The following is a 22,679-nucleotide window of genomic DNA, read 5'->3' on the forward strand; positions in this document are numbered from 1 at the left end:
CCATATCTAGCATTTTGATAAAAAGGTAAACAAAAAAAGACTTTCTCACCAATTTGCGAGAAAGTCTGCGACGACTCAAGTACATCTATTGTAGTTATTTTGCATTTATTTTATTTTAATGTACAATATACAACCTGTCAAGTTTAACATCATGCCTCCACGCTCATCTGGATGTGACGGTTGCATAACAGGCTGCACTTAGAATGATCATTCCCCCTAGGATCTCTCTTAGCGATGGCACTTCCCGCAACAGCAACACAGCAAAAATGATGCCGTAAACCGGTTCAAGACTACTAATAATGCTGGCTGTTTGCGCGGAAATATTTTTTAAACTATTAATAAATAGCGAGTGGGCAATTCCCGTAAAAATCACGCCCAATAAAGCCAATAACAGAATTGTCTCAAATTGAAAAACAGGTTCCTGATAAAATATAAAAGGCGATAATACAATAGCAGCTATCATCTGTTGATAAAAAGCAATTTTTAAGCTTGAATATTCCTTTGCATAAATTCGATTAAAAATGGAAAGAACCGCAAAAGTAAAGCCTGACATCATTCCCCACAAAGCACCTTGGGTTGTATTATTGTCTAATTGCAAGCTTGGAACAACAAGCGCCACGCCTAAGAAGGTAATAATGGCGGTAATCATATCTCTTAATTGAATTTTCTCCCGGAAAAAATACGGTTCGAGAAACGTAACAAAAACAGGAAATGTGGAAAAGGTCAGCAAGCCAACGGCCACAGTTGATATTTTAATAGCTTCAAAAAAAGTTACCCAGTGAATTACCAGTAACAGTCCCGATACCACAAACAATATATAGTCCTTTTTTTGGTTCAGTCTAATATTATCTTGTTTGCAAGATATTAAAACACATAATAAAAAAACAGTGGCAAAGAAAACTCTTCCCCATACAATTACCGCCGAGGGTAATAAGATCAATTTCCCAAACAAGCCGGCTGCCCCGAATAATATCACTGCTAAATGAATTTCCAGTAAACTTCGGGTATTAATCATCATCAACTCCTTCCAATATCATTAAAACCGGAATGATAGGCAGGTGAAATAAAGATATACTCAGGGACTGTCAAAGTAGCTTAACAAGAAAAATCGCCACGCCTTCGCTACCCTGAAAAGCACCGGGGCAGGAGATTGCCACGCTACGCTCGCAATGACCGGAAAGAATACTGTTCATCTATCGTCATTGCGAACGCAGTGAAGCAATCTCCCTTTTCATTCTTGTTGGCGCCGCTTGAGCAGCATGTGCGTCTCGCGATGACCCCTTTGTTTTACTGTCATTGCGAGCACCGTTGCCTGTGAGACCATATTCGAAGCAATAAGTCATTGAATCGTGTTAGTTAGGCATTACGGCATCGCAGCGACGTGGCAATCCGTGTTATATGAAAGCAGCAATCCAGACCAGTCAAAATCCATTATTTAGCGGTATTTGTAATCATGTTCATAATATCATGGCCAATATCGGAAATAAGTTTGCCGTCGGTCGCGACTTCATAGTCGGCAACTGCGCCGTACAAACCTTCACGGCTTTTAAGCAAATTTTTAATGTCGTCAAAATTTTTGTCCTTAATGAGCGGCCGGTTATTCTGATGCTTAAGGCGCTCATAAACAGTTTCCGGTGCCGCTTTCAGCCAGATAAACTTCCCCTTTTCTTTAAGGTGGGACACATTGGCCGCATCCAAGACAACGCCGCCGCCACAAGCAATAACAGCGTGGTCAACGGTACGAAGACGTTCAACAACTTCACGTTCAAGTGAGCGAAAATGTTTTTCACCATGAATGCTGAAAATCTCCTGTACCGATTGACCGGCTTGCTGCTCAATCATCGTGTCCACATCGTAATAGTTGTAACCACTAATCTCCGCCAGGTAGCGGCCTATGGTCGATTTTCCGCTGCCCATAAAACCAATGAAAACCATGTTGTAAGGAAATACTTGATGGATCTGAACGCGGCGGCTTAGTTGAAAGATATGCCGGTATAGTTCCTGTATTTCAACTCCGAACGATTTGTTTTTCATAATACCGGCAATTTTGTTTAAAACGGCTGCTTCCCGCTCCGGTTGATACACAGCCAGGCCGCGTTCTTTCTTATATGCCGCAACGCGGGCGGCAGCTGCAAAACGCCGGTACAAAGTTTCGGTTAAAACAGCATCAAAACTGTCAATCTCCAATCGCAGTTTATCCAACATGAAGTTCACCACCACACCGACTGAATATGACTGACCACCTGCTCAATTTGTCCCAATTACACCGAGGGTCCATAATTACCATGCTACCATCCTCCTTCAAACCTTTGGCAAACTAAAAAAATAAAAATCCCGTCCATCCAGGGACGAGATTTTATTCCCGTGTTACCACCCAACTTGTATTACTACCGCTTCAGATACAAGAAGCGCCTGCTTCCGATATCCTATCCTCGTAACGGTGGCTGCCGGCACGGCCTACTATCTGCGGAAAAACTCCGTCATTTCAGCCTGCAACTCAAAGGTGAACTTCACCACAAGCAACCGTCCGGTTTTCACCTGCCACCGGCTCTCTGTACGATACTTTGCAGCTACTTATCCTTATCATCGTCTTTGTTTGATTTTTTACCCATTCTAGCATTACCAGCATTTTTTGTCAATTATTTTATTCACTCTTTTGCCTATATCCCTTACTCATACCGTAAAGCGTCAATCGGATCAAGCAGGGCAGCCTTGCGGGCAGGATAGATCCCGAAGAACAGGCCGATTATTACTGAAACCCCAAATGCGGCCACAATAGCGACCGGGGAAACAACCGTGTTCCAGCCGGCCACAGCCGAGATGACGTACGCTCCGGCTACTCCCAGTAAAATACCGATCAACCCGCCGGTGACACTGATGAATATTGCCTCTATAAGAAATTGCAAAAGGATATTATTAAAAGTTGCCCCCAGCGCTTTTCTGATGCCTATTTCTCTTGTCCGTTCGGTAACCGACACCAGCATGATATTCATGATCCCGATGCCGCCGACCACCAGTGATATGGCGGCAATGTTGCCCAAGAGCAGTGTAATGGTGCCGGTGTTTTCCTTCATCGTAGCCATAAGCGCTGTTAGATTGCGTACCGTGAAATCATCGGAAACGTTTTCCGCCAGGCGGTGACGCGTCCTTAATAATGCTGTGACCTCGTCCTGAACCCTGTCGATTACTTCGTCGCTCTCCACCTGGATACTGATACTATTAAGATAAGTTATACCCATAAGCCGCTCTTGGGCGGTGGCTAAAGGCACGATCACCAGATCGTCCTGATCCTGCCCCATAGCCGATTGTCCTTTGCTTTCCAGTACCCCGATGACCCGGAACGGTGCTTGACCAATACGGATAGTCTGTCCTACCGGACTAATATCGCCAAATAAATTATTGGCAACAGTCTGACCGAGTACCGCCACCCGGGAACGCGTATCTCCATCACTATTACTGAAAAACCTGCCGGCAGCGACCTTGAAATTGCGGACAGCCAAAAATTCAGGCGTAGTTCCCTGAACATTGGTTTTCCAGTTCTGGTTGCCATAAATAATTTGGTACTGTTGACTGACAGACGGCGCCACATAGTTGACACCGGAAATTTCCCGGGCAATGGCTTTAGCATCCTGGTTTGTCAGTGTGATATTGGACCCTGCCGCCAGCCGTACACCGCCGGCCGGCGAGTTGGCCCCCGGCATGACAATAAGCAGGTTGCTGCCTAAACTGGCAATGGAGTTTTGCACTTTTTGCTGCACGCCTAAGCCAATGGATACCATGGCAATAACAGCTCCGACACCAATGATGATCCCCAGCATGGTCAGGAGGGAGCGAAGCTTATTTGCCCGCAACCCTTCAAAAGCAATCAGGACACTTTCCCAGAACATCCCCCCACCCCCTGTTTGACCTCATCGTTGATAATTGCCCCGTCCCGAACCTGAATAACCCGGTGAGCATAGGCGGCAATATCGGGTTCATGGGTCACCATAATCACCGTTCGGCCCTGCCGGTTGAGCCTGCAAAAAATATCCATAATCTCGTTACTTGATTTTGTATCAAGATTTCCCGTCGGTTCATCAGCGATAATAATGGCCGGGTCGTTAATGAGCGCCCGGGCGATAGCCACCCGTTGCCGCTGGCCGCCTGAAAGTTCGTTAGGACGATGATCTTTCCGTTCCGCAAGACCTACTATCGCCAGAGTTTGTGCGGCCCTTTCCCATCGTTCGTGTTTGGGAACCCCGGCATATACTAGCGGTAAAGCGACATTCTGCCAAGCGGACATCCGCGGCAGCAGATTAAAGTTCTGGAAAACAAAACCGATTTTTTTATTACGGACCGCGGCCAGTTGATCATCACTTAAAGCCGCCACCTCCTGCTCCCCCAAATGGTACGTACCGCCAGTCGGCCGGTCGAGGCAGCCAAGAATGTTCATGAGCGTCGATTTGCCCGACCCTGAGGGACCAATGATGGCGGCAAATTCACCATCTTCAATGGATAGTGTCACCCCTGCCAGTGCATGCACTGAGGTATCACCCATATGATATACTTTCGTCACATTTGTTAGAGCAATTGCCATAATAGTACCTCCTGCCTCTAGATTGGGGGCGGCGGACCTTGGTTCCGGGTACTTGTGGTATTGCGCTGCTTAGCTGCCGGCAGCACAATCTGATCGCCCTCATTCAGGCCGCTTAGAATTTCCACCTTTTCATCATCGCTCAAGCCAGTCTGTACCGGTGTGCTTTGCGGCTTGCCTTCAACCAGTAATTGCACATACTTTTGTCCCTTTTCTTCCTTAACGGCCGACAGGGGCACTACCAAGGCCTGTTTGCTCTCACCTACGTTGATGGTTGCCCTGGCGGTCATGGTAGGATATAACAAGCCTTGCGGCGAATTGATATCAACATACACCGGATAGTAGACCACATTCGACGAGGTAGTAGCGCTCTTGGAAATGCTGGTTACTGTTCCGGTAAAAGTTTTATTGGTATACGCATCCACTGTAAACGAAACCTTTTGCCCCGCCTTTACTTTGCCGATATCGGTTTCGTCCACCAACAGCTTAATTTGCATTTGGGACATATCTGCAATTGTCATAATTACCTGCGGGCTAGAAATCCCTTGGGCCACCGTCTGGCCGGCCGGTGTGGGTTTGCCGACTACCATGCCGTCAATAGGAGATCTTATAACGTAATATTCTAGTTGTGACACATAGTTATTGTATGTAGACTGAGCCACGAGATAGTTCGTCCGGTCGGCATCCAGTTGTTGAGCCGACTCGCCGCCAACGGCCGCCAGTTTCTTGCTGCGCTCGTAGATGGCGGCATAATTTGCCAGTTGAGCTTGATATTGAGCAACTTGCGCTTTAATACTGGTGTCATCAAGTACCACTAAAACCTGCCCGGCTTTTACCATGTCATTTTCTTTCACTCTGACTTCGGTAATCAGCCCGGTTACCCGGGAACTAATATCAACCGAATTAACTGCCGAAATCGTCCCGGTAGCTGAGACTGCGGCCTGAACATCGCCGCGGCCAACAGTAACTGTCGTCTCCGCAACAACCGGAGTACTGCTCTTCTTAAAATACATTGCTCCGCCTGCTGCCAGTCCTGCCAAAACTGCTACGATTACCAACCATTTTCTATACTGGCGAATTTTTTCCCAAATCAAAAACACCACCTCATTTTTACATATTCTGTCTGTTTAACTATGAATCCTGCTTCCACGATTTTTGCGATTGACTCACGCCGGATTTTTACTTTACCGGCACCCCCATGGCTCTATCCAGTTGAGCTTTGCTGGTGTTGTAATCGTACAAAGCTTGAATATAGTTAGTCTTGGCTTGATTCAACGACAATACCGCATCAAGGACATCAAGATTTGTTCCCACACCTGCGTTATACCGGACCTCGGCAATCCTGAGGTTCTCTTCTGCCTGCTTGACTGCTACCTTACTGGTATCAATCCGTTTTTCCGCTTCCTGCATGCTTAGATAATACTGGCGAACCTCCAATAATATGGCATCACGCTTCTGGCGGGCCTGTTCCAGTGCCGTATCCACACTGCTTTGGGCTTGCTTGACCTTGGCGTTGTTCAGGCCGCAATCAAATATTTTCCATGACAAGGTAAGGGCAACCAGCCAGTTGCTGTTTTTTGAACCAGGCAGTTTATTGTCATACCAATCCTGGGCGGCGGTGAATTCAACCGTCGGCCGGTAGCCGCTTTTGGCGATTTTGACATCGTCCCGGGCAATGGCGATCTTGGCCTGATATTCGGCTATCTCCGGCCGGTTAGCCATGGCATATCGGGCACAATCGTCAAGGGTTAAGGAATAGGGTTCATACTTTAGATCTTCTTTTAGTTTTAACTCGCTGTCCAAAGGCAGACCAATGGCATTATTGAGGCTGGACACGGCTAATTGATAGTTATTTTGGGCTTTAATCAGACTATTCTGGGCATTAGCCAGCGAGACCTCACTTGCCAATACATCTGACTTGGCAACCATACCGGCATCATACTGGGCTTGAACGTTCTTCAGGTGGCCCACATAGTTATCCACTGTCTCCTGACTTATTTGCAATTCGTTGCGGTACTGCAGTACATTGAAATAGTAAGCGGTGACGCTTTGTTTGAGTTGTTGCTTTGTTGCGTCGATATTGAGGTCAGCCACTCGGAGATTAAGTTTAGCCTGATCGATCTGACTCTCCAAATTGCCGCCGGAATAAACAGGTATACTGAGTGAGACTTCGTTGTCAAACTTGGTAGTCCAGGTGTATCTGGGTATTAGATATGTAGGCGGAGTATTATAGCGCTCGTCGGTATGTACGTAACTGACGGTAACCCCTTTGGCTGCCTGGGCCTGTTTTACTGCCCACAATGATTTTTCTCTGTCGGCTTTCGCGATAGTGATATCCGGATTATTTTTTAGCGCTAAGGCGATACTGTCGTCGAGTGATAATTCGATAGGCGCCGCCAGCACCGGCTGACTGAGTGTGAAAGCAAAAATTGGTATCAATAATTTGGTAATAAGTCCCCTGGACCCTTTCATTGGATAACCTCCTAACAACTTATTTCTGTTGCGTTTGTTATAGCTATTTTCCTCCCTGTGATTATCCTGTCTGGTTCTTAATTATGGAGAATAATTGTTACAGTCTTGTCACAGAAATTTATATATATGTTAAAAATTCCTGCCCTTACCAGGACCGGAATATTACAGCATTGACTTCCGGGTTGATACACTTTATCCTAAAAATCAAAGCGGTATTTGCCGTAAAAGTGGTAAGGAGACTGGAGCAATGAACAAAACCGTTTTGATTGTTGACGATGAACTGCGCATGAGAAAACTGGTTGCCGATTTTCTTATGCGGGAAGGATATACTATACGGGAAGCCGATAATGGCCAATCGGCTCTGGATATTTTGTCCCGGGAAAAAATAGATTTGGTTATCCTGGATGTCATGATGCCGGAGCATGACGGTTGGACGGTATGCAGAGAAATCAGAAAAACCAGCAATATCCCTGTTATCATGCTTACGGCAAGGAGTGAAGAAGTTGACCAGCTCTTTGCCTTTGAGATAGGTGCCGACGAATATGTCACCAAACCTTTTAGCCCTAAAATTCTGACGGCCCGGGTAAATGCGCTCTTTCGGCGCCTGGAACGGGAAAAAACGGCTGTAGCTGTATATGACGGACTGGAAATTGATACAACAGCCCGGCAAGTTTTAATTGACAAACAGTCGCTCGATTTAAGTCCAAAGGAGTATGAACTTCTTACCTATTTGGAAGAAAATAGCGGAAAGGCCTTAAGCCGCCAGCAAATCCTTAACCATGTTTGGAGCTATGATTATTTCGGTGACCTCAGGACCGTGGATACTCATATTAACAGACTTAGAACCAAACTGGGAGACAAAAGCACCCTTATCCAAACAGTCAGGGGATACGGGTACCGGTTTGGGGCGGAAAAATGAAAACATCAATCAGGGAAAAACTCTTTATAACATTAAGCGGTCTGGTCCTCTTTTTTGTCCTTATGTCCTTAGGCTTGACCCGTCTTGGTTTAGAAAATTTTTATATTTGGCAAAAGAAGAATCTTCTTCTGACAAGCAGCCAAGCTGTTGACGAATTATACACCGGCAACCCGGAAGGAATATCTTTGGAATTGGAGCGGATAGGCAACACTCTCGGTGCGGGCCTCATCATCCTGTCCCGGGAAGGCTACATCAAATATAGTTCTTTCAGCCCGATGATTAATCAAAAACTTATTGACCGGCCTCCCCGCACCTTTAGCCCCAATGGCAGTCCTGACACAGCCAGGCCATTGCCCCCTCCCCCCAATCCGCCGCATATAGTAAAAAACACCGAGGTCATTGACAGCCAGACCGTATTGAAATTGCTGCAAGACCAGGACCTAAAGATTGATTTTCTGTTCCTCGAACATCAACTGAAAACCGGCGATATCTTAATCATCAGGCAGCCACTCGCCCCGGTGTCGGAGAGCGCTACCGTAGCGGCCCAGTTTATGGTATTTACGGGGATACTGTCAATCCTGGCCGGCTGCATTTGGGCTTTCTTTTTTGCGAAGAAATTTACCCGCCCCATATTGGAACTCAACCGCATCGCCCAAAGTATGTCGCAGCTTGATTTTTCACAAAAGTGTACCATTGACCGCAGCGATGAGCTCGGCGAACTTGGCAAAAGTATCAACCATCTATCCAGCCAACTTGATTCGGCCATAACAGAGCTTAACCAGAAAAATCAACAGCTGCTGGCTGACGTAGAAAAAGAAAGAAAGCTGGACAAAATGCGGAAAGATTTCGTGTCCAACGTTTCTCACGAGTTGAAAACACCACTCGCGCTTATCCTGGGATATGCTGAAGGATTAAAAGAAAATATTGCCCGCGATGAAGACAGCAGAAGCTACTATTGTTCGGTTATCATGGATGAAGCCGAAAAAATGGACAAATTAGTTAAGGACTTGCTCAACTTATCCCAGCTTGAATCGGGAATGTTTGAACTCAACAAATCGGATTTTAACCTCTCCCTGCTGCTGAACGACATTGTGCTAAAATACCGTACCATCCTGGCAGAGAAAGGAATTACCCTGGATCTGGATATAGACACCGATTGCCTTGTCAATGGCGACGTATTACGTATTGAACAGGTTCTGCTCAACATCTTCACTAACGCTATTGACCATACCGAAGGCGCAAAGACCATTAAAATACTGACAAAAGATTGCGAAGATCATATCAGAGTTTTTGTGGTCAATTCGGGACGGCCTATACCGGAAGAAAGTCTTGAAAAAATATGGACAAGCTTCTACAAAGTAGACACAGCCCGCACAAGGAAAAATGGCGGCTACGGGTTAGGCCTGTCAATCGTCCGGGCAATCCAGGAACAGCACGGTAATAGTTTTGGCGCGGAAAACACCGGCGACGGTGTTATGTTTTGGGTCGACCTTAATAAAGCCTAAAAAATACAGGCCGGTATGGCGAACATACCGGCCTGTATTTTTCATTACGCTATAGAATATACGGTCAAGAATCAAGTTTGCCGACAATCTCGTTAGTTAAAGCAGTAGTTGTTGCCTTACCGCCCAGGTCGGGGGTAAGAACTACGCCTTCGGCCAGGACGGTTTCAACTGCTGTCCGGATACGGGCGGCAATCTGCTTTTCGCCAATATGCTCCAGTAACAGCACTCCGGATAACAGCATAGCAATAGGATTGGCGATATTTTTTCCGGCGATGTCCGGTGCCGTACCGTGGACTGCTTCAAATATGGCGCAGTTATTTCCGAGATTTGCCCCGGGAACGACGCCCAGTCCACCAACCAAGCCGGCGCAAAGGTCTGAGATGATGTCGCCGTATAAGTTTGGAGCCAATAATATGTCATATTTTTCCGGACACACAACAAGTTGCATACACATATTATCTACAATTACTTCTTCGTAAGCAATTTGTGAATACTTGCCGGCTATCTCCCGGGCACACTGCAAGAACAGTCCGTCGGTTAATTTCATAATATTAGCCTTATGCACGGCGGTCACCTTTTTCCTGCCGTTCTTTAGCGCATAGGTAAACGCGGCATCAGCAATTCTAAGGGAGGCATGTCTGGTAATGATCTTTATTGACTCGGCAGCCGATTCTTCTACCATATGCTCAATGCCGGCATAAAGGTCTTCGGTGTTTTCCCTGAAAACAACGGTATCGATGTCGGTATAGCGGCTGGCAATACCCCGCAGGGTTTTTACCGGCCGCAGGTTGCAATAGAGGTCAAATGTTTGGCGAAGGGTAACATTAATGCTGCGGTACCCTTTGCCTATTTGAGTTGTAAGCGGTCCTTTAAGAGCCAAACGGTTGGCCCGGATGCTCGCCACAGTGGCTTCCGGGAGAGGGTCGCCACATTGATCAATGCCGGCCTGACCTGCCTGACACACTTCCCATTCCACCGGTGCCTCAGCCGCGGTAAAAATTTGCTTAACCGCCTCGGTTATCTCAGGACCAATTCCATCACCGGGAATCAAGGTTACTTTATGCATGCTCGAATCCTCCTCTATGCATGTTAAAATTGAGGAGTCCGCCGGCAAGAATTATCTCCCGCTCCCGGGGAGTGGCAATAAGCCGCAGGACCAGTTCCTGACCTGATGTGGCATTAAAGGCCCGCACAAACTCATTGCCTTTTATCTGCTCCAAGAGATTATCGATGCTTAGTGTATCGTCCTGGGCTACTTTCCCGTAATCGCCGGGGAGCGCGAAAAGCAGCGGCAGAATTCCGTAATTAATCAGATTTGCCCGGTGTATTCTGGCAAAGGACTGGGCAATTACCGCTTTGATGCCAAGGTATAACGGGGCCAGGGCTGCATGTTCACGGCTTGATCCCTGTCCGTAGTTAGCTCCGGCAACAATCAGGCCGCCGCCTTGTGCTAAAGCCCGGTTAGGGAATTGGGCATCAATGCCGCTAAAACAAAATTGCGCTAAATAGGGTATATTGGAACGGTACGGCAGCAGATGGGCATGAGATGGCATAATATGGTCTGTGGTAATATTGTCGCCCACTTTGAGCAGCACTGTGCCTGTTAGTGTGTCCTGAGGACATTTGGCGACAGGAAAAGGCTTAATATTGGGTCCCCGCACTACCTCTGTCGCCTGACCTTGTCCAGGCGGGAATATCAGCAGGTTATCATTGCGGGTAGATGTTATGCTCATATCCACTAGCGGCGGTTGCCCGTATTCCGACGGATCGGTGAGCTTGCCGGTAAGAGCACTGACTGCAGCCACTTCCGGACTGCACAAATATACCTTGGCGTCAGGGGTTCCGCTGCGGCCGGCAAAATTGCGGTTGAACGTTCTAAGGGATACACCCCCCGACTTGGGAGCTTGCCCCATACCGATGCAGGGGCCGCAGGCGCATTCCAGCAGCCGCGCACCGGCCCTCAGCAAGGCACTAAGAGCGCCGCTGTCAGCCAGCATGGTAAGCACTTGACGGGACCCGGGGGCAATAACCAACGACACATCAGGATGCGCCCGCTTTCCTTCCAGAATTTTTGCTGCTTTTGCCAGGTCAAGGTATGAGGAATTGGTGCAGCTGCCGATGGCAACTTGATCAATTTTGATCCCCGCTACCTTTGCTACCGGTACAACGTTGTCCGGGCTGTGCGGCAAAGCTACCAATGGCTGGAGTTTATCCAGGCGGATCATAATGGTCTCATCATACACGGCACCCGGGTCGGCAGCAAGCGGTAACCAGTCTGCTTCCCGCCCCTGACTGGCCAAAAAGGACCTGGTCATGGCATCACTGGGGAAAAGTGACGTGGTGGCGCCGAGTTCGGCTCCCATGTTGCAGATGGTAGCCCGCTCCGGGACCGTTAATGTTTCCAGCCCGTCGCCGGCATATTCAAATATGCGGCCCACGCCCCCCTTTACGGTAAGCCGCCGCAGGAGTTCAAGAATAATGTCTTTAGCGCTGCACCAGGGTGGCAGTTTACCGATTAGCTGTACTTGACATATTTTCGGCATGGTAAAGTAGTATGGTCCGCCGGCCATAGCCACTGCAACATCCAAACCGCCCGCACCAATGGCCAGCATGCCGATTCCGCCGGCGGTAGGGGTATGACTGTCTGAACCAAGCAGTGTCCAGCCAGGACGCGCGAATTTTTCAAGGTGAACCTGATGGCAGATGCCGTTACCAGGCTTAGAAAAGACAATACCGTGTTTAGCTGCCACCGTTTGGATGTACAAATGGTCATCTGCGTTTTCGAAACCGGATTGCAAGGTATTATGATCGACATAGGCCACAGATAACTTGGTTTTAACCCGGGATATTCCCATGGCTTCCAACTGGAGATATGCCATTGTTCCGGTAGAGTCCTGGGTCAGCGTCTGGTCAATATGAATCCCGATTTCTTCTCCGGCGCACATTTGGCCACTAACCAGATGCTGACTAAGAATTTTTGACACCAGTGACTGAGTCATAGCTATCCTCCTTCTGTCAAACCGCATTTTGTTTTTCTTTCAAAAATTCGTCATATAAGTACATGATTTCTTTGTCGAACAGCGGTCGTTTCAGGCTGACAGCCAGTACTCTTACTTTAGTAAGAATATGTGAAGCTGCCGCTTCATCAAGTTCAATACTAAAATCTTTGAATTTCCTGATAATTGCCGCAGTACCGGAATGCTTGCCGATGACAATCTGGCGCTCAAGCCCGATCTCCTCAGGATCAAACACCTCGTAGGTAAGGGGATTTTTGATGGCGCCGTCGGCATGAATGCCGGATTCATGCGCAAACATATTAGCGCCGACTACCGACTTCCAAATCGGCAATGTCCGGCCGGAAGCACGCGAAACATATTCGCAGGTTTCTCTTAATTTTGAGGTTTGATAAGGAATATTTTTTTTCAGTACATACTTGAGGGCCATAACTACTTCTTCGAGAGCAGCGTTGCCTGCCCGTTCCCCCAGACCGTTGACAGTGACTCCGACAAAACGGGCACCGGCCTGAAGCCCGGCAATGGCATTGGCCGTAGCCATGCCAAAGTCGTCATGGGTATGCATTTCAATATCAATATCAACCTTTTCCTTCAATGACTTGATCCGCCGGTAGATTTGCAGCGGATCCAAAATGCCAACCGTATCACAGTACCTCAGGCGGTTGGCGCCGGCTTGTTTTGCCGCTTTGGCGAATTCGGTAAGGAATTCTTCGTCGCTGCGGGATGCATCTTCAGCGTTTACCGAGATATATAGCCCGTTTTTCTTGGCAAATTCGGTGGCTTTTACCATGCTTTCCAACACTTTTTCCCTGGATGACTGCAACTTGTACTTAATGTGAATATCAGAAGTTGAGATGGAAATGGCTACCGCATCAACGCCGCAGGCCACTGATGCCTGCAGGTCATTAATGTTAGCGCGGTTCCAGCCCATGATGCTGGCTTTAAGCCCGAGTTTAGTGATGGCCCGAACGCTTTCGGCCTCATCACCACCCATAATGGGGATGCCGGCTTCAATTTGGTCAACGCCGATTTCATCTAGAAGTTTGGCAATGTACATCTTTTCGTTGTTTGCAAATACAACCCCCGCCGTCTGCTCCCCATCGCGCAGCGTCGTATCAACGATGTACACATTCTTCCCCTCAGCGCAGTCATTGAAGCCAGTACGTTTTTCCATAATTTTTGCCCCCTTTTCTTTTAATGTTTTTTGTATATTAATACAATATGAAATGTATTAATATTTAGTATTAAATCGCCGGCAGTTTCGTCTCAGAGGACAAAGAATACTGAAAAATATGATGTTTTGACTATATTGTTTAAGTGAGTTTGAACAGTATATTAATCCATAATATATACCAACATTTTCTGTTGGTCAATCGTTTTTTCATGTATACATGATTATAGAGAACAACGAAAAAACAGGATACTGGAGTTCCACCTGATCCAAATAATTATGCTGTCAATCATAAATGGGGGACCGACAGGCAATAATAAGAGAAACCAGCCATAACTTATCTGTAAGTTATGGCTGGTTTCTCTATACTGGTTAATACGCCCTGCGGTAATTGTACATAAACTTCGGTGGACAGCAGGCACTAGCTTCATCAATGCTCCTAAAGCTTTTTCATATAATCCTGCAACTCGTTCATTAGGGATACGTTTATCTGGTCCTTGAATTTGTTGAATACCGGCTGCGTGGCATTCTGCAGTCTCTTCAATTCAGAATCGGCTATTTTCGTTACTATCATACCCTTATTCTCCAACTCAGTAATTAATTTCATAGTTTGTGCACGTGTTATGTCTGTAGTATATTTGGCGCTTTCTTGGGCAGTTTGCGCAATAATCATTTTGTCCGAATCAGGCAAAGCATCCCACAGGACCTTAGAATACAGCATAACAAACGGACTATAAATATGCTGAGATAAAGTCAAATATTTTTGAACCTCATATAAACGGGTAGTATAAATGATTGACAGCGGATTCTCCTGCCCGTCGATAATCTGCTGACTGAGCGCTGAATACAGACCACTGAATTCCAGCGGCACCGGCGCAGCGCCAAGTAATTTAAAAGCCTCGGCGTGAATCGGGTTATTCATGGTACGAATCTTAAGCCCCTGAAAATCTTCCAAGGTACTTACAGCATGCCGTGAATTAGTCAAGTTACGGAAACCCTGGTCGACAAAAGCAAGTCCGTGCAAACCATACTGCTCCAACGACGACAGTATTTTTTCACCAAAGGAACTTGCCAATACCTGGTCCACGGTCTTCTCGTCCTTAAAAGTAAACGGAAAATCAAAAACTTTCATTTCCCGAGCAATAGAACCCATCTGGGATGAAGCCACAAGCGTTATATCCACAACGCCGTTTCTCAATTTATCCAAAACCTCAATATCATCACCCAATTGAGTATTATGGAATATTTTAACTTCAAATTTCCCATTGGTTTTTGCCGAGAGAATTTCAGAGAATTTTTTCATCCCGGCATAAATGGGTGAAGTTTCCGATTGGCCGATAGCAATTATAATGACTTTTTTATCAGTTAAATTGAGTCTTAGCATCGCTTGATGCAATTCTCCCGCCGACCGGGACAGTGCTCTTGCTTTGCCGGCAATGTCCTCTATCGAGGCGTTTACTTCCTGCGTACTGGCCGCTGTGGTTTCTGTTGCGGCAATGGATTGCTGGGTAACTGCCGCTACTTGGTGCACAGCATCCCGTAATCCAACTGTAAAATCAGCCTGCTCTTTGGCAAACCGGGCAACATCTTGAATTCCCGTGCGCGTTATATCGATCTGTTTGGCAATTTCCGCAAAACTGTCACGGGCCTGGTTGATGGTCTGTACCCCTGAAGCCATTCCTGCAGTCGTATCGCGAAACGCCGCTACTACCTTGTCCATGTCGGCTTGCATCTGATCAATCACCGACCCGATTTGCTTGGCAAATTCCTGTGATTGCTCGGCTAACTTTCGCACCTCGTCAGCAACAACGGCAAAGCCTCTGCCGTGCTCGCCGGCGCGGGCCGCTTCAATAGCTGCATTCAAAGCCAGCAAATTGGTCTGGTTGGTAATCGTTGCTATCATGGCAACTATATCCTTTATTTCATGAGATTTTTGCGCAAAGCTTTCAATCATATGTACATTTTTTTGCGCGCCTTCCGCAATCTCGTTAATTGTTTTGGTGGCAGACCCAATAGCTGTTTGTCCAGTCGTTGAAGCAGTTATAATTAATTCAGCGCTCTCAGACAAAAGCTGCATCCGGTCGGCCGTTGTTTGGACAAGTGTTGAAACCTTGTCAGTCTGTTCGGCTGCTTCCACCGTCATCTTGCCGATATCATTAGCGCCGGCGGCAATTTCAGATATATTCTGAGCAATTAAATTGACAACCTGTTTGGCCTCATACATGAGGGACGCAAGACCCACACTGGCACTTGATAGATTTTCCGCCTCAGTATACACTGAATCTATTTTTTCACGCTGATTAATACCTTTTGCCTTGGCCAATGCAATATTTTCTAATTCATGGTCCTGCTTTATCACTGCCTGAAAAGCACCAGCGCCGGGATTCGACGTGCTTTTCTCCAGCAAGCCTGAAGACCGCAAAATTGCCGAGACTCTATACCAGATAATAACGGCATTTATTATCTGGACAGCCAGCATTACTCCAAAGCCGAAACTGGCGTTAAAGAAAAAGATTACAACCGCACCCGCTAAAAAATTTGTCACTAAACCGGTTGTAATAATTAATACTAACAACTTCCATAGCAAAGTCATTTCTACCGTCCTTTTTAGCAAAAATTTTATTAGTACCGGCTCTCATGTGAGGAACGTTCACCACTTAAACAAATCTACCTTCCTATTTTTTTGACATTGACCATTAAATATTTGCACTATTTTGAATTATATCAAGAATACAGAGTTAACACCTTGTGTAACCGCTGAAACCGTTTGCATGCGGCCAGCAGTAAAGGGAACGGTTGAAGAATTATGCTTTTTGATTAGACAAAAAACCCGCAAAAAAAGTTGCGGGTTTTCAGTCTTTCCGAGCCAGTATTCACTTAATTAACCATAAATATTTACACGAATCTTCACCTTGGCAAGTAACAACCTTTCTTCGAGTTCTCGCGGAACTTTCCGATTTATATGGTGGAGACCATCCTTGGCAGGATAATCTTTTTTGTGCCACAGGGACCTTCCCCATGGCGCGTCAGATTTTGCCGAAACCATTATCACCTTAGCATTCCTACCTTGGGCTTTGATTTTTTTCAAGGCACAAATTCCATTCGGACGCGGCATTGTTATATCAAGAAACGTTAAATTAGGCGGTAATTCTTGGAATTGCCGTCAAGAAGAACAGTTCCCGCCCACTTTTATTTCACTCAAGTAGTCGGTCATACTCCCATGAGCGCTGCATTGTATATTGCCTCCTCTACTATGTCCTCAGCTTTCCCAACATTACAATATTTCAAAGCTTATGTAACCTAAACCATATATCACATATCATAGTACTATATAGTATCCAATAAAGATTTACAGGCGTGTTGTTAGTATAAGCGTAAGTCAAGCGCCAGCGGTGGAGCGTTACTAACAACGCGCCTAGAAAAAAATCTTTATTGGATTTCATATAGCTAAGCTTTTTGTCCGTGGTTTCCATCACTTCCGTCACAAATCAAAAATAAAAGATCATTAGTTCTATTGCATTTCACATAGCCCTTAAAAAAGAAAATAAGCTGCTAATTTAATTTTTTCCTGCTATGTTAAATGGTTTACATCTTTAGATGAATCAAAAGTATATAATCAAAATAGCAAAGTAAAATAATCCATATTCCTAAATCAAGAATAAAATGCAAAATCCAGTAAAAAAAAGGGGGGACGTCATTTTTAGTAGCAAGATAATAATCTGATAATAATACAGGGAGGCGGACTAGATGGCAAATAAACTTTTGTGCTGCGAAATATTGCGTACTGAAATTGAACAACTTTTAAAAGGAAAAAATGTTGAGATTCATTATCTGGAAGCGGGTTTGCACGCAGATCTAAAAAAGCTGGAGCACTCCATAAAAACTACATTAGAAAACATCGGAAATGACAAAGATGTATTATTAGGATTCGGAACGATGTGTCATCCAGAGATGGAACTAATCGCAGCTAACTACGGCAAAAACACTTTACAAGCGAAAAACTGTATCGAAATGCTACTTGGTGACAAGCTAAAAGAATTGGATGCCCAGTCACGGACATTCTATATTACAAGTGGCTGGCTTGAAAACTGGCGCAAAATATTTATCGAACAGCTTAAATGGGATAGCATTGACGCTCGTCAAAACTTTGGGTTTTACGACCGTATTCTGTTGCTTGATACCGGCCTCAGCCCATTAGAAGATGAGCAAATATTGGAGTTCTTTGAGTATACCCAAGTGCCTATTGAGATTATGCCCATAGACCTGGACAACCTCAGGAACTTACTTTTTGCTAATCTTGATTAAAGTGAAATAGCCTGCCTTTTGTTTAGGCAGGCTATTTCACTTTACGCCGTTATAAACCGGCTCTGCTGACAATTGTTTCAGCAACGTCCTCGGCACTTTTGAAGGGAAAATCATTGGCAGTCAGTAGATTGCCTGCCTGGCCGGCGGTCAGTTCAAGATCGTCCGCTTTGCATTTGGTATCTGCCCCTTGGGGAAAGGCATTTAACAATTGTTCAGGAGTATCAATGGGAAACTTGGCAGCTTTTAACGCTGAAAGAATCTGACCCTTAATAACTTGACGCACAGACATCAAAATACCTCCCATAAAATGATATCGAACCGGTTCACTTTCATTTTACTTTAGAAGAAGGCAAAACTCTGTAAACTGTTTTACATGTAAGACAAGTAATTACATGGCAGAAGTTTGATTTAGAATTGTAATGCGGTGCCCGTTAATATGCACCAACTTCTCCTTGCGTAATTCGCTCAAAACATTAGTAACCATAACTCTTGATGCATTAACAAGACTGCCGATATCCTGGTGAGTTAAATCGATACCGATCGTCGAACCTGCCGGCGTAGGAGTGCCGTATTTTTCCGCCAGTCTGGATAAAAGATCAATAATACGGCCTCTAACATCCATAAAAGCAATACGCGACAAATGATCTGTATAATTATTTGCCTTTTGAACCAAATGTTGAATGATTTTTAAAGAAGTTTGCGGATTTTGTAAAAGTACTGAAAATAGATCTTTAGTGCAACAACAAATAAATGTATCTTCTAATGCCATGGCATTCATAGTATGCAGAGCATTCTCAAAAAACATTGACTCACCAAGTATGTCTTCCGATTTGAAGAAATCCAGAGTGAGTTCTTTTCCGTCATCAGATATTTTAAACACTCTAACTCGCCCGGATTTGATTAAATAAATACTATCTGCCGCTTCACCTTCCCGGAAAACAAACTCATTCTTTTTATAAATCTTCTTAATCGCTAACTTTCCGACTTCTTCCCGTTCGGCCGGAGTTAACGCAGAAAAAATCTCTAAGTCTTTCATACATTTTGTTTTCACAAGCTCCTCAGCTCCTCTGCCTGCAATTTTTATTTTTTTGCTCTTCATTCGTTATATTAGATTCTATTTCCTGCTAATAATCATTCAAATATACCAGGCGATCTGAGCAAACCACCCAAAATAAAAAAGGACCGGTATCATCCTATAATACCAATCCTCTTACTCTTTAGAACCCAACATACCGGGGTAATGCGTTTTAGTTTTTTAGCTGTTGGTTGAGTCTCTGTCGCTGTACCCGAAACCTGGCGACCGCTGTTTGCAGACCCTGCGCCAGCTTCGCCAGCTCATGGCTTGAAGTTGCAATTTTCTCCATGGAGGCCAGTTGTTCTTCGGTGGCAGCCGAAACGTGCCTTGAATTGTGCCTAATTGGACCGGACTTATTCCAACCCCGGATGAATTATGATAATTTATTAACTCAATTTCAAATTCTGTATCGCTAAGAAACCTTCGACGAGTAATAACTTGATTATTTGACTGGTCATATTTAAATATAATTCTTAGTATCATTGATGGCCTGTCATCATCAAGAATAAACTCAATAGAATCGTTTTTGTCGATTACCAGCGATCCAGACAAATACACATCTTTGCCACTAACCTTGGTTTGCATAGGTTCACCTCAGATGGAATAATTCTCCATCAAAATATGAATTCCTGGGTATTAAACAGTGTTTTAATCAAGCCTTCGTCATTGGCGGCATGTGCCTTGATACGGCCGTTTTGCTCGGCAACTTTATGGTAGTTCACAACCAGCGGCGGCACCAATGATGACCAATAGTACTACTGGTCTCATATTGAGCTTTTTGTAAATGGGCAGCATAGCCGGTATCGTCACCAGCGGGGTGGACGCCAATGCGCCGTCAAGATGGGCAATTGCAGCAATGAGTGCTGTCGCTATTGTGACTAAAATTACATTGCTTCCTGCCTTTTTCACTACAAAATTAACAAACGGATCAAACATGCCTACGTCAGTCATCACACCGAAATAGACAATTGAGAAGATAAATAAGATAGCGATGGGCATCGTGGTACCTACGCCCGATTGGATAAATTTTGCTATTTCCGGCACCCCGGCTCCCGCTGCAAGAGCAGCTATCAAAGGAGTAAGTAATGATGAAAACAGGTGCAGGTGTTGTCTTTTCTTGCAGTAGTAAATAGATGATTACTGCTACCATAAGAAATCCGAGAATTGCTAACATGCCTTTTCCTTCTTAAGATTTTCCACCGTATGGTGTAGTGGGTGTCTTCATAATCATGATCAAGGATTCCAGTACACATCCAATAAGTCCATGACATGTGCATAAGGTTGGCGCCATATCTTTTATCAATTGGGTACAGAGCAAATTTGTCCATTTAATAAGTCAGCAAACCGTCACTCGACTCAACACAAATGTCCTTATCAAACAGTCGCTATCAAACGGCAGATACTTTAAACCGCACGGTAAAATCACTGCCTGTGGGGCCAGTCCGCACTTGAATAGTCCCCTGGTGACTGTCGGCGATACGGTAACACACCGGCAGGCCTAAACCTGTGCCATATTCTTTGGTGGTGAAAAACGGCGTCCCCAGTTTTTCCAGGAGATTGGGCGGTATCCCTTGCCCTTGGTCCCGGACCGAGAGAATTACGGCGCCGTTGTCCGCATAAGTGCAGATGGTAACTGTCCCGCCGCGTGGCGAAGCTTCCAAACCGTTGCGCACCAAATTGAGCAGCAGTTGCCGCATCTGTTTCTCATCCATATATAAGTCTGGCACCGTTCCCAGTTCCAGCTTGACGTGTTTCGCGGAACCGGCTGCTTCGGCCTGCAACAGCGGCGATATCGCCTCAATAATTTGATTCAGGTTGCCTGTCTTGAAATCAACAAAGCCGTGCTTGCTTAGTGAAAGATATTCGGTAATAATCTGGTTCGCGCGGTCCAGTTCATCCGTCATCATCTGAAACTGGTCCTTATATTTTGTAAAATCACCCTTTCCACTGATGTGTTGCAGATAGCCCCGCACCACCGTCATGGGATTTCTGATCTCATGCGCGATATTGGCCGCCATCTGGCCCACAACATTCAGCCGGTCCAGGCGGGAAATCTCGTATTCCATGTTCTTGCGCTCGGTAACATCACGAATAATCCCCTCTACCGCCAAGATGTTCCCTGAATCATCCACCACCGGTACACATTTCTGCTCAACCCAGATTTCACTCCGGTCCTGGCAGATAATCCTAAAACTCGTAAAAACCGTGCCGGAAACCGACAGGTTGGCCAGCTGAGCTTTCAGCCGGGCCCGGTCTTCCTGATGAACGACGCTGAACAGCAACTTCTGATCAGTATAAAATGCATCGGGACTGTATCCGGTCACCACAAAAACAGACGGACTGACATACTCCAGCCTGCGCTTCGGCTTAAGCCGGTACAGGTAAATTACATCAGCTGCATTCTCCGCCAGCAGGCGATACTGCCGTTCCTTCTCCTCCAGCGTTTGCCTGTATCGTTCCTGTTCCTTCGCTGCGGCCGCCAATTCGTTGACCATATGATTAAAACTCCGTGACAGCATTCCTATTTCATCATCCCGCCCGCGCCCGGAAAGAATCTCATCAGGAAAACCGCCCTCGGCCACCTTACGGGCACAGGCGGCCAGTTCGGTAAGCGGCCGGGTAATATCGGTAGCCACCCAGGCGACCAAACCGAAAACAGCAACTATGGAAAAACCGACGAACACCAGCCAGATGGGCAACAGGGAACGCTGAACCTCAGCTGCCACTTCCGCCGCGTCAACCAGGCACAACACCTTCCAGCCGATAGTGGGATCGACATTAATGTAGACCAGCTTGTCCGTTCCGTCCCAAGTCACTTGCCTGATTTGCCCGTGGGCGCTCTCCAGGCCCGATAATCCCGGTATACTAAGTTCGGCCGGCGTCTTCAGAAGCCACTCGGCATGCTTGGGACTGACAACAATTTTGTCGTTTTCGTTCAGTAGCATGACATGGCCTGTTCGTCCAAATTTCTTGGTGTTAAGTTCCTGGGTCAGCATATCCAGACTCCAGCCCCAGACTATAACACCAAGCGGTTTTTCAACCGGTCCCACGGTCTGCGATACAGACAGCACCATCCGGTTGCCGACCTGCAGGTACGGGTCAGACACCACCGGCCTGCCCGGGTTGGCCATAGCTGCCGTGTACCAGGGCCGCACCCGCGGATCATAGCGCCCGGCTGTGGGAACATAGGTATAAGGCAGGTAGCCGCCCTCCTCTGTACCGATGGCAACCCCCAGCACCTTATCATGGGTCTTGAGAAAGATAAGCAGGTGCTGTAGTTCCTGCTCGGTCATTTTACCGGGCATTTTGTCGCAAAAATCCCCGCCCAGCCGTCTGATCAGCGCCTCAGTACGCTTATCCCCGGCCAGCATGGCGACATCCTCCTTGGCCGTCGCCAGGATTCTGTCGCTAATTTTAGCCTGCACGCCGGCTGCATACTCCTGCGCCAACTTGTTGAAGTCGGCCCGCACACTTTTTTCCGCCATACAGATGACAAAAATTCCGCATAAGGTGTAAGAAACCGTGCAAGCCAAAAATACCCCGGCCAGTAATCTCTGTTTGATTGACTTAAACAAATTCATGAAGCTCACTCACCCATAATCAAAATCCGCAACCAACGGGTGATATCTCAGGCAAGCACTGCGT

The 22,679-nt window shown here is 46.2% G+C and carries 16 protein-coding genes, 3 pseudogenes and 1 other annotated feature; of the genes and pseudogenes, 3 read left to right on the top strand and 16 right to left on the bottom strand.

Annotated features, from left to right (window positions below; translation table 11 throughout):
* Positions 1-163 precede the first annotated feature (163 nt).
* From SCACP_RS14955 to SCACP_RS14980, 6 genes are all read right to left on the bottom strand, one after another.
* On the bottom strand, positions 164-1,018 hold the full coding sequence (locus SCACP_RS14955) for a DMT family transporter (RefSeq protein ID WP_425058287.1): 855 nt from the start codon (positions 1,016-1,018) through the stop codon (positions 164-166).
* 413 nt (positions 1,019-1,431) lie between these two features.
* Entirely contained in the window at positions 1,432-2,205 is a 774-nt protein-coding gene (locus SCACP_RS14960; protein ID WP_425058288.1) for a shikimate kinase, read from the bottom strand.
* Between the two features lie 136 nt (positions 2,206-2,341).
* Positions 2,342-2,596 (bottom strand) — a binding site (T-box leader).
* Positions 2,597-2,669: 73 nt separating this feature from the next.
* Complete coding sequence (locus SCACP_RS14965; RefSeq protein WP_425058289.1) at positions 2,670-3,887, bottom strand: ABC transporter permease; 1,218 nt, start codon at positions 3,885-3,887, stop codon at positions 2,670-2,672.
* Positions 3,866-4,576: an ABC transporter ATP-binding protein gene (locus tag SCACP_RS14970; RefSeq protein ID WP_425058290.1), complete on the bottom strand. Its 711-nt coding sequence runs from the start codon at positions 4,574-4,576 to the stop codon at positions 3,866-3,868. The genes SCACP_RS14965 and SCACP_RS14970 overlap by 22 nt, the downstream gene beginning before the upstream one ends.
* A gap of 17 nt (positions 4,577-4,593) precedes the next feature.
* A complete protein-coding gene (locus SCACP_RS14975) occupies positions 4,594-5,667 on the bottom strand; it encodes an efflux RND transporter periplasmic adaptor subunit (RefSeq protein WP_425058291.1) in 1,074 nt (357 codons plus the stop codon).
* A gap of 85 nt (positions 5,668-5,752) precedes the next feature.
* The gene (locus tag SCACP_RS14980) at positions 5,753-7,045 is read right to left on the bottom strand and encodes a TolC family protein (protein WP_425058292.1); all 1,293 of its coding nucleotides are present in this window, start codon (positions 7,043-7,045) and stop codon (positions 5,753-5,755) included.
* A 247-nt stretch (positions 7,046-7,292) separates the two neighbouring features.
* On the opposite strand from SCACP_RS14980, the gene SCACP_RS14985 reads away from it, so the two are divergent.
* Together SCACP_RS14985 and SCACP_RS14990 are read left to right on the top strand one after the other, a co-directional pair.
* Entirely contained in the window at positions 7,293-7,964 is a 672-nt protein-coding gene (locus tag SCACP_RS14985) for a response regulator transcription factor (protein WP_425058293.1), read from the top strand.
* Complete coding sequence (locus tag SCACP_RS14990) at positions 7,961-9,469, top strand: ATP-binding protein (RefSeq protein ID WP_425058294.1); 1,509 nt, start codon at positions 7,961-7,963, stop codon at positions 9,467-9,469. The genes SCACP_RS14985 and SCACP_RS14990 overlap by 4 nt, the downstream gene beginning before the upstream one ends.
* 64 nt (positions 9,470-9,533) lie before the next feature.
* Here the strand turns inward: SCACP_RS14990 and SCACP_RS14995 are convergent, their stop codons facing one another.
* The 5 genes and pseudogenes from SCACP_RS14995 to SCACP_RS15015 all read right to left on the bottom strand — a co-directional run.
* Positions 9,534-10,535 (bottom strand): isocitrate/isopropylmalate dehydrogenase family protein, encoded by a 1,002-nt coding sequence (locus tag SCACP_RS14995; RefSeq protein ID WP_425058295.1) that lies wholly within the window; start codon positions 10,533-10,535, stop codon positions 9,534-9,536.
* The gene (locus SCACP_RS15000; RefSeq protein ID WP_425058297.1) at positions 10,528-12,468 is read right to left on the bottom strand and encodes an aconitate hydratase; all 1,941 of its coding nucleotides are present in this window, start codon (positions 12,466-12,468) and stop codon (positions 10,528-10,530) included. Before SCACP_RS15000 ends, SCACP_RS14995 begins: the two co-directional genes overlap by 8 nt.
* 16 nt (positions 12,469-12,484) lie before the next feature.
* Positions 12,485-13,657: a homocitrate synthase gene (gene nifV / locus SCACP_RS15005; protein ID WP_425058298.1), complete on the bottom strand. Its 1,173-nt coding sequence runs from the start codon at positions 13,655-13,657 to the stop codon at positions 12,485-12,487.
* Positions 13,658-14,093: 436 nt separating this feature from the next.
* The gene (locus SCACP_RS15010) at positions 14,094-16,247 is read right to left on the bottom strand and encodes a DctP family TRAP transporter solute-binding subunit (RefSeq protein ID WP_425058299.1); all 2,154 of its coding nucleotides are present in this window, start codon (positions 16,245-16,247) and stop codon (positions 14,094-14,096) included.
* Between the two features lie 288 nt (positions 16,248-16,535).
* Positions 16,536-16,802: pseudogene (locus tag SCACP_RS15015) on the bottom strand (response regulator); the annotation flags it as partial.
* A 599-nt stretch (positions 16,803-17,401) separates the two neighbouring features.
* Here SCACP_RS15015 and SCACP_RS15020 point away from each other — a divergent pair.
* Positions 17,402-17,959: a DUF1638 domain-containing protein gene (locus tag SCACP_RS15020; RefSeq protein WP_425058300.1), complete on the top strand. Its 558-nt coding sequence runs from the start codon at positions 17,402-17,404 to the stop codon at positions 17,957-17,959.
* 49 nt (positions 17,960-18,008) lie between these two features.
* Here the strand turns inward: SCACP_RS15020 and SCACP_RS15025 are convergent, their stop codons facing one another.
* From SCACP_RS15025 to SCACP_RS15045, 5 genes and pseudogenes are all read right to left on the bottom strand, one after another.
* Positions 18,009-18,248 carry an MTH865 family protein gene (locus tag SCACP_RS15025; RefSeq protein ID WP_425058301.1) on the bottom strand — a complete coding sequence of 80 codons (240 nt, stop codon included), beginning with the start codon at positions 18,246-18,248 and terminating at the stop codon, positions 18,009-18,011.
* Positions 18,249-18,347: 99 nt separating this feature from the next.
* Positions 18,348-19,058, bottom strand: coding sequence for a Crp/Fnr family transcriptional regulator (locus SCACP_RS15030; RefSeq protein ID WP_425058302.1), 711 nt, complete (start codon positions 19,056-19,058; stop codon positions 18,348-18,350).
* Positions 19,059-19,418: 360 nt separating this feature from the next.
* Positions 19,419-19,619 (bottom strand): annotated as a pseudogene (locus SCACP_RS15035) (hypothetical protein); the annotation flags it as partial.
* A gap of 144 nt (positions 19,620-19,763) precedes the next feature.
* A pseudogene (locus SCACP_RS15040) lies at positions 19,764-20,208 on the bottom strand (SLC13 family permease); the annotation flags it as partial.
* Between the two features lie 214 nt (positions 20,209-20,422).
* Positions 20,423-22,615 carry an ATP-binding protein gene (locus tag SCACP_RS15045; protein WP_425058303.1) on the bottom strand — a complete coding sequence of 731 codons (2,193 nt, stop codon included), beginning with the start codon at positions 22,613-22,615 and terminating at the stop codon, positions 20,423-20,425.
* Positions 22,616-22,679 lie beyond the last annotated feature (64 nt).

The organism is Sporomusaceae bacterium ACPt, assembly GCA_041428575.1.
Classification (GTDB): domain Bacteria; phylum Bacillota; class Negativicutes; order Sporomusales; family Sporomusaceae; genus Sporomusa_D; species Sporomusa_D carbonis.

Coding starts and splice junctions, on each gene's coding strand:
- SCACP_RS14990 (WP_425058294.1), top strand. CDS start 7,961: ATGAAAACATCAATCAGGGAAAAACTCTTTATAACATTAAGCGGTCTG.
- SCACP_RS15010 (WP_425058299.1), bottom strand. CDS start 16,247: ATGACTTTGCTATGGAAGTTGTTAGTATTAATTATTACAACCGGTTTA.
- SCACP_RS15045 (WP_425058303.1), bottom strand. CDS start 22,615: ATGAATTTGTTTAAGTCAATCAAACAGAGATTACTGGCCGGGGTATTT.
- SCACP_RS15020 (WP_425058300.1), top strand. CDS start 17,402: ATGGCAAATAAACTTTTGTGCTGCGAAATATTGCGTACTGAAATTGAA.
- SCACP_RS15030 (WP_425058302.1), bottom strand. CDS start 19,058: ATGAAGAGCAAAAAAATAAAAATTGCAGGCAGAGGAGCTGAGGAGCTT.
- SCACP_RS14985 (WP_425058293.1), top strand. CDS start 7,293: ATGAACAAAACCGTTTTGATTGTTGACGATGAACTGCGCATGAGAAAA.
- nifV (WP_425058298.1), bottom strand. CDS start 13,657: ATGGAAAAACGTACTGGCTTCAATGACTGCGCTGAGGGGAAGAATGTG.
- SCACP_RS14980 (WP_425058292.1), bottom strand. CDS start 7,045: ATGAAAGGGTCCAGGGGACTTATTACCAAATTATTGATACCAATTTTT.
- SCACP_RS14995 (WP_425058295.1), bottom strand. CDS start 10,535: ATGCATAAAGTAACCTTGATTCCCGGTGATGGAATTGGTCCTGAGATA.
- SCACP_RS14955 (WP_425058287.1), bottom strand. CDS start 1,018: ATGATGATTAATACCCGAAGTTTACTGGAAATTCATTTAGCAGTGATA.
- SCACP_RS14970 (WP_425058290.1), bottom strand. CDS start 4,576: ATGGCAATTGCTCTAACAAATGTGACGAAAGTATATCATATGGGTGAT.
- SCACP_RS14960 (WP_425058288.1), bottom strand. CDS start 2,205: ATGTTGGATAAACTGCGATTGGAGATTGACAGTTTTGATGCTGTTTTA.
- SCACP_RS15000 (WP_425058297.1), bottom strand. CDS start 12,468: ATGACTCAGTCACTGGTGTCAAAAATTCTTAGTCAGCATCTGGTTAGT.
- SCACP_RS15025 (WP_425058301.1), bottom strand. CDS start 18,248: ATGTCTGTGCGTCAAGTTATTAAGGGTCAGATTCTTTCAGCGTTAAAA.
- SCACP_RS14965 (WP_425058289.1), bottom strand. CDS start 3,887: ATGTTCTGGGAAAGTGTCCTGATTGCTTTTGAAGGGTTGCGGGCAAAT.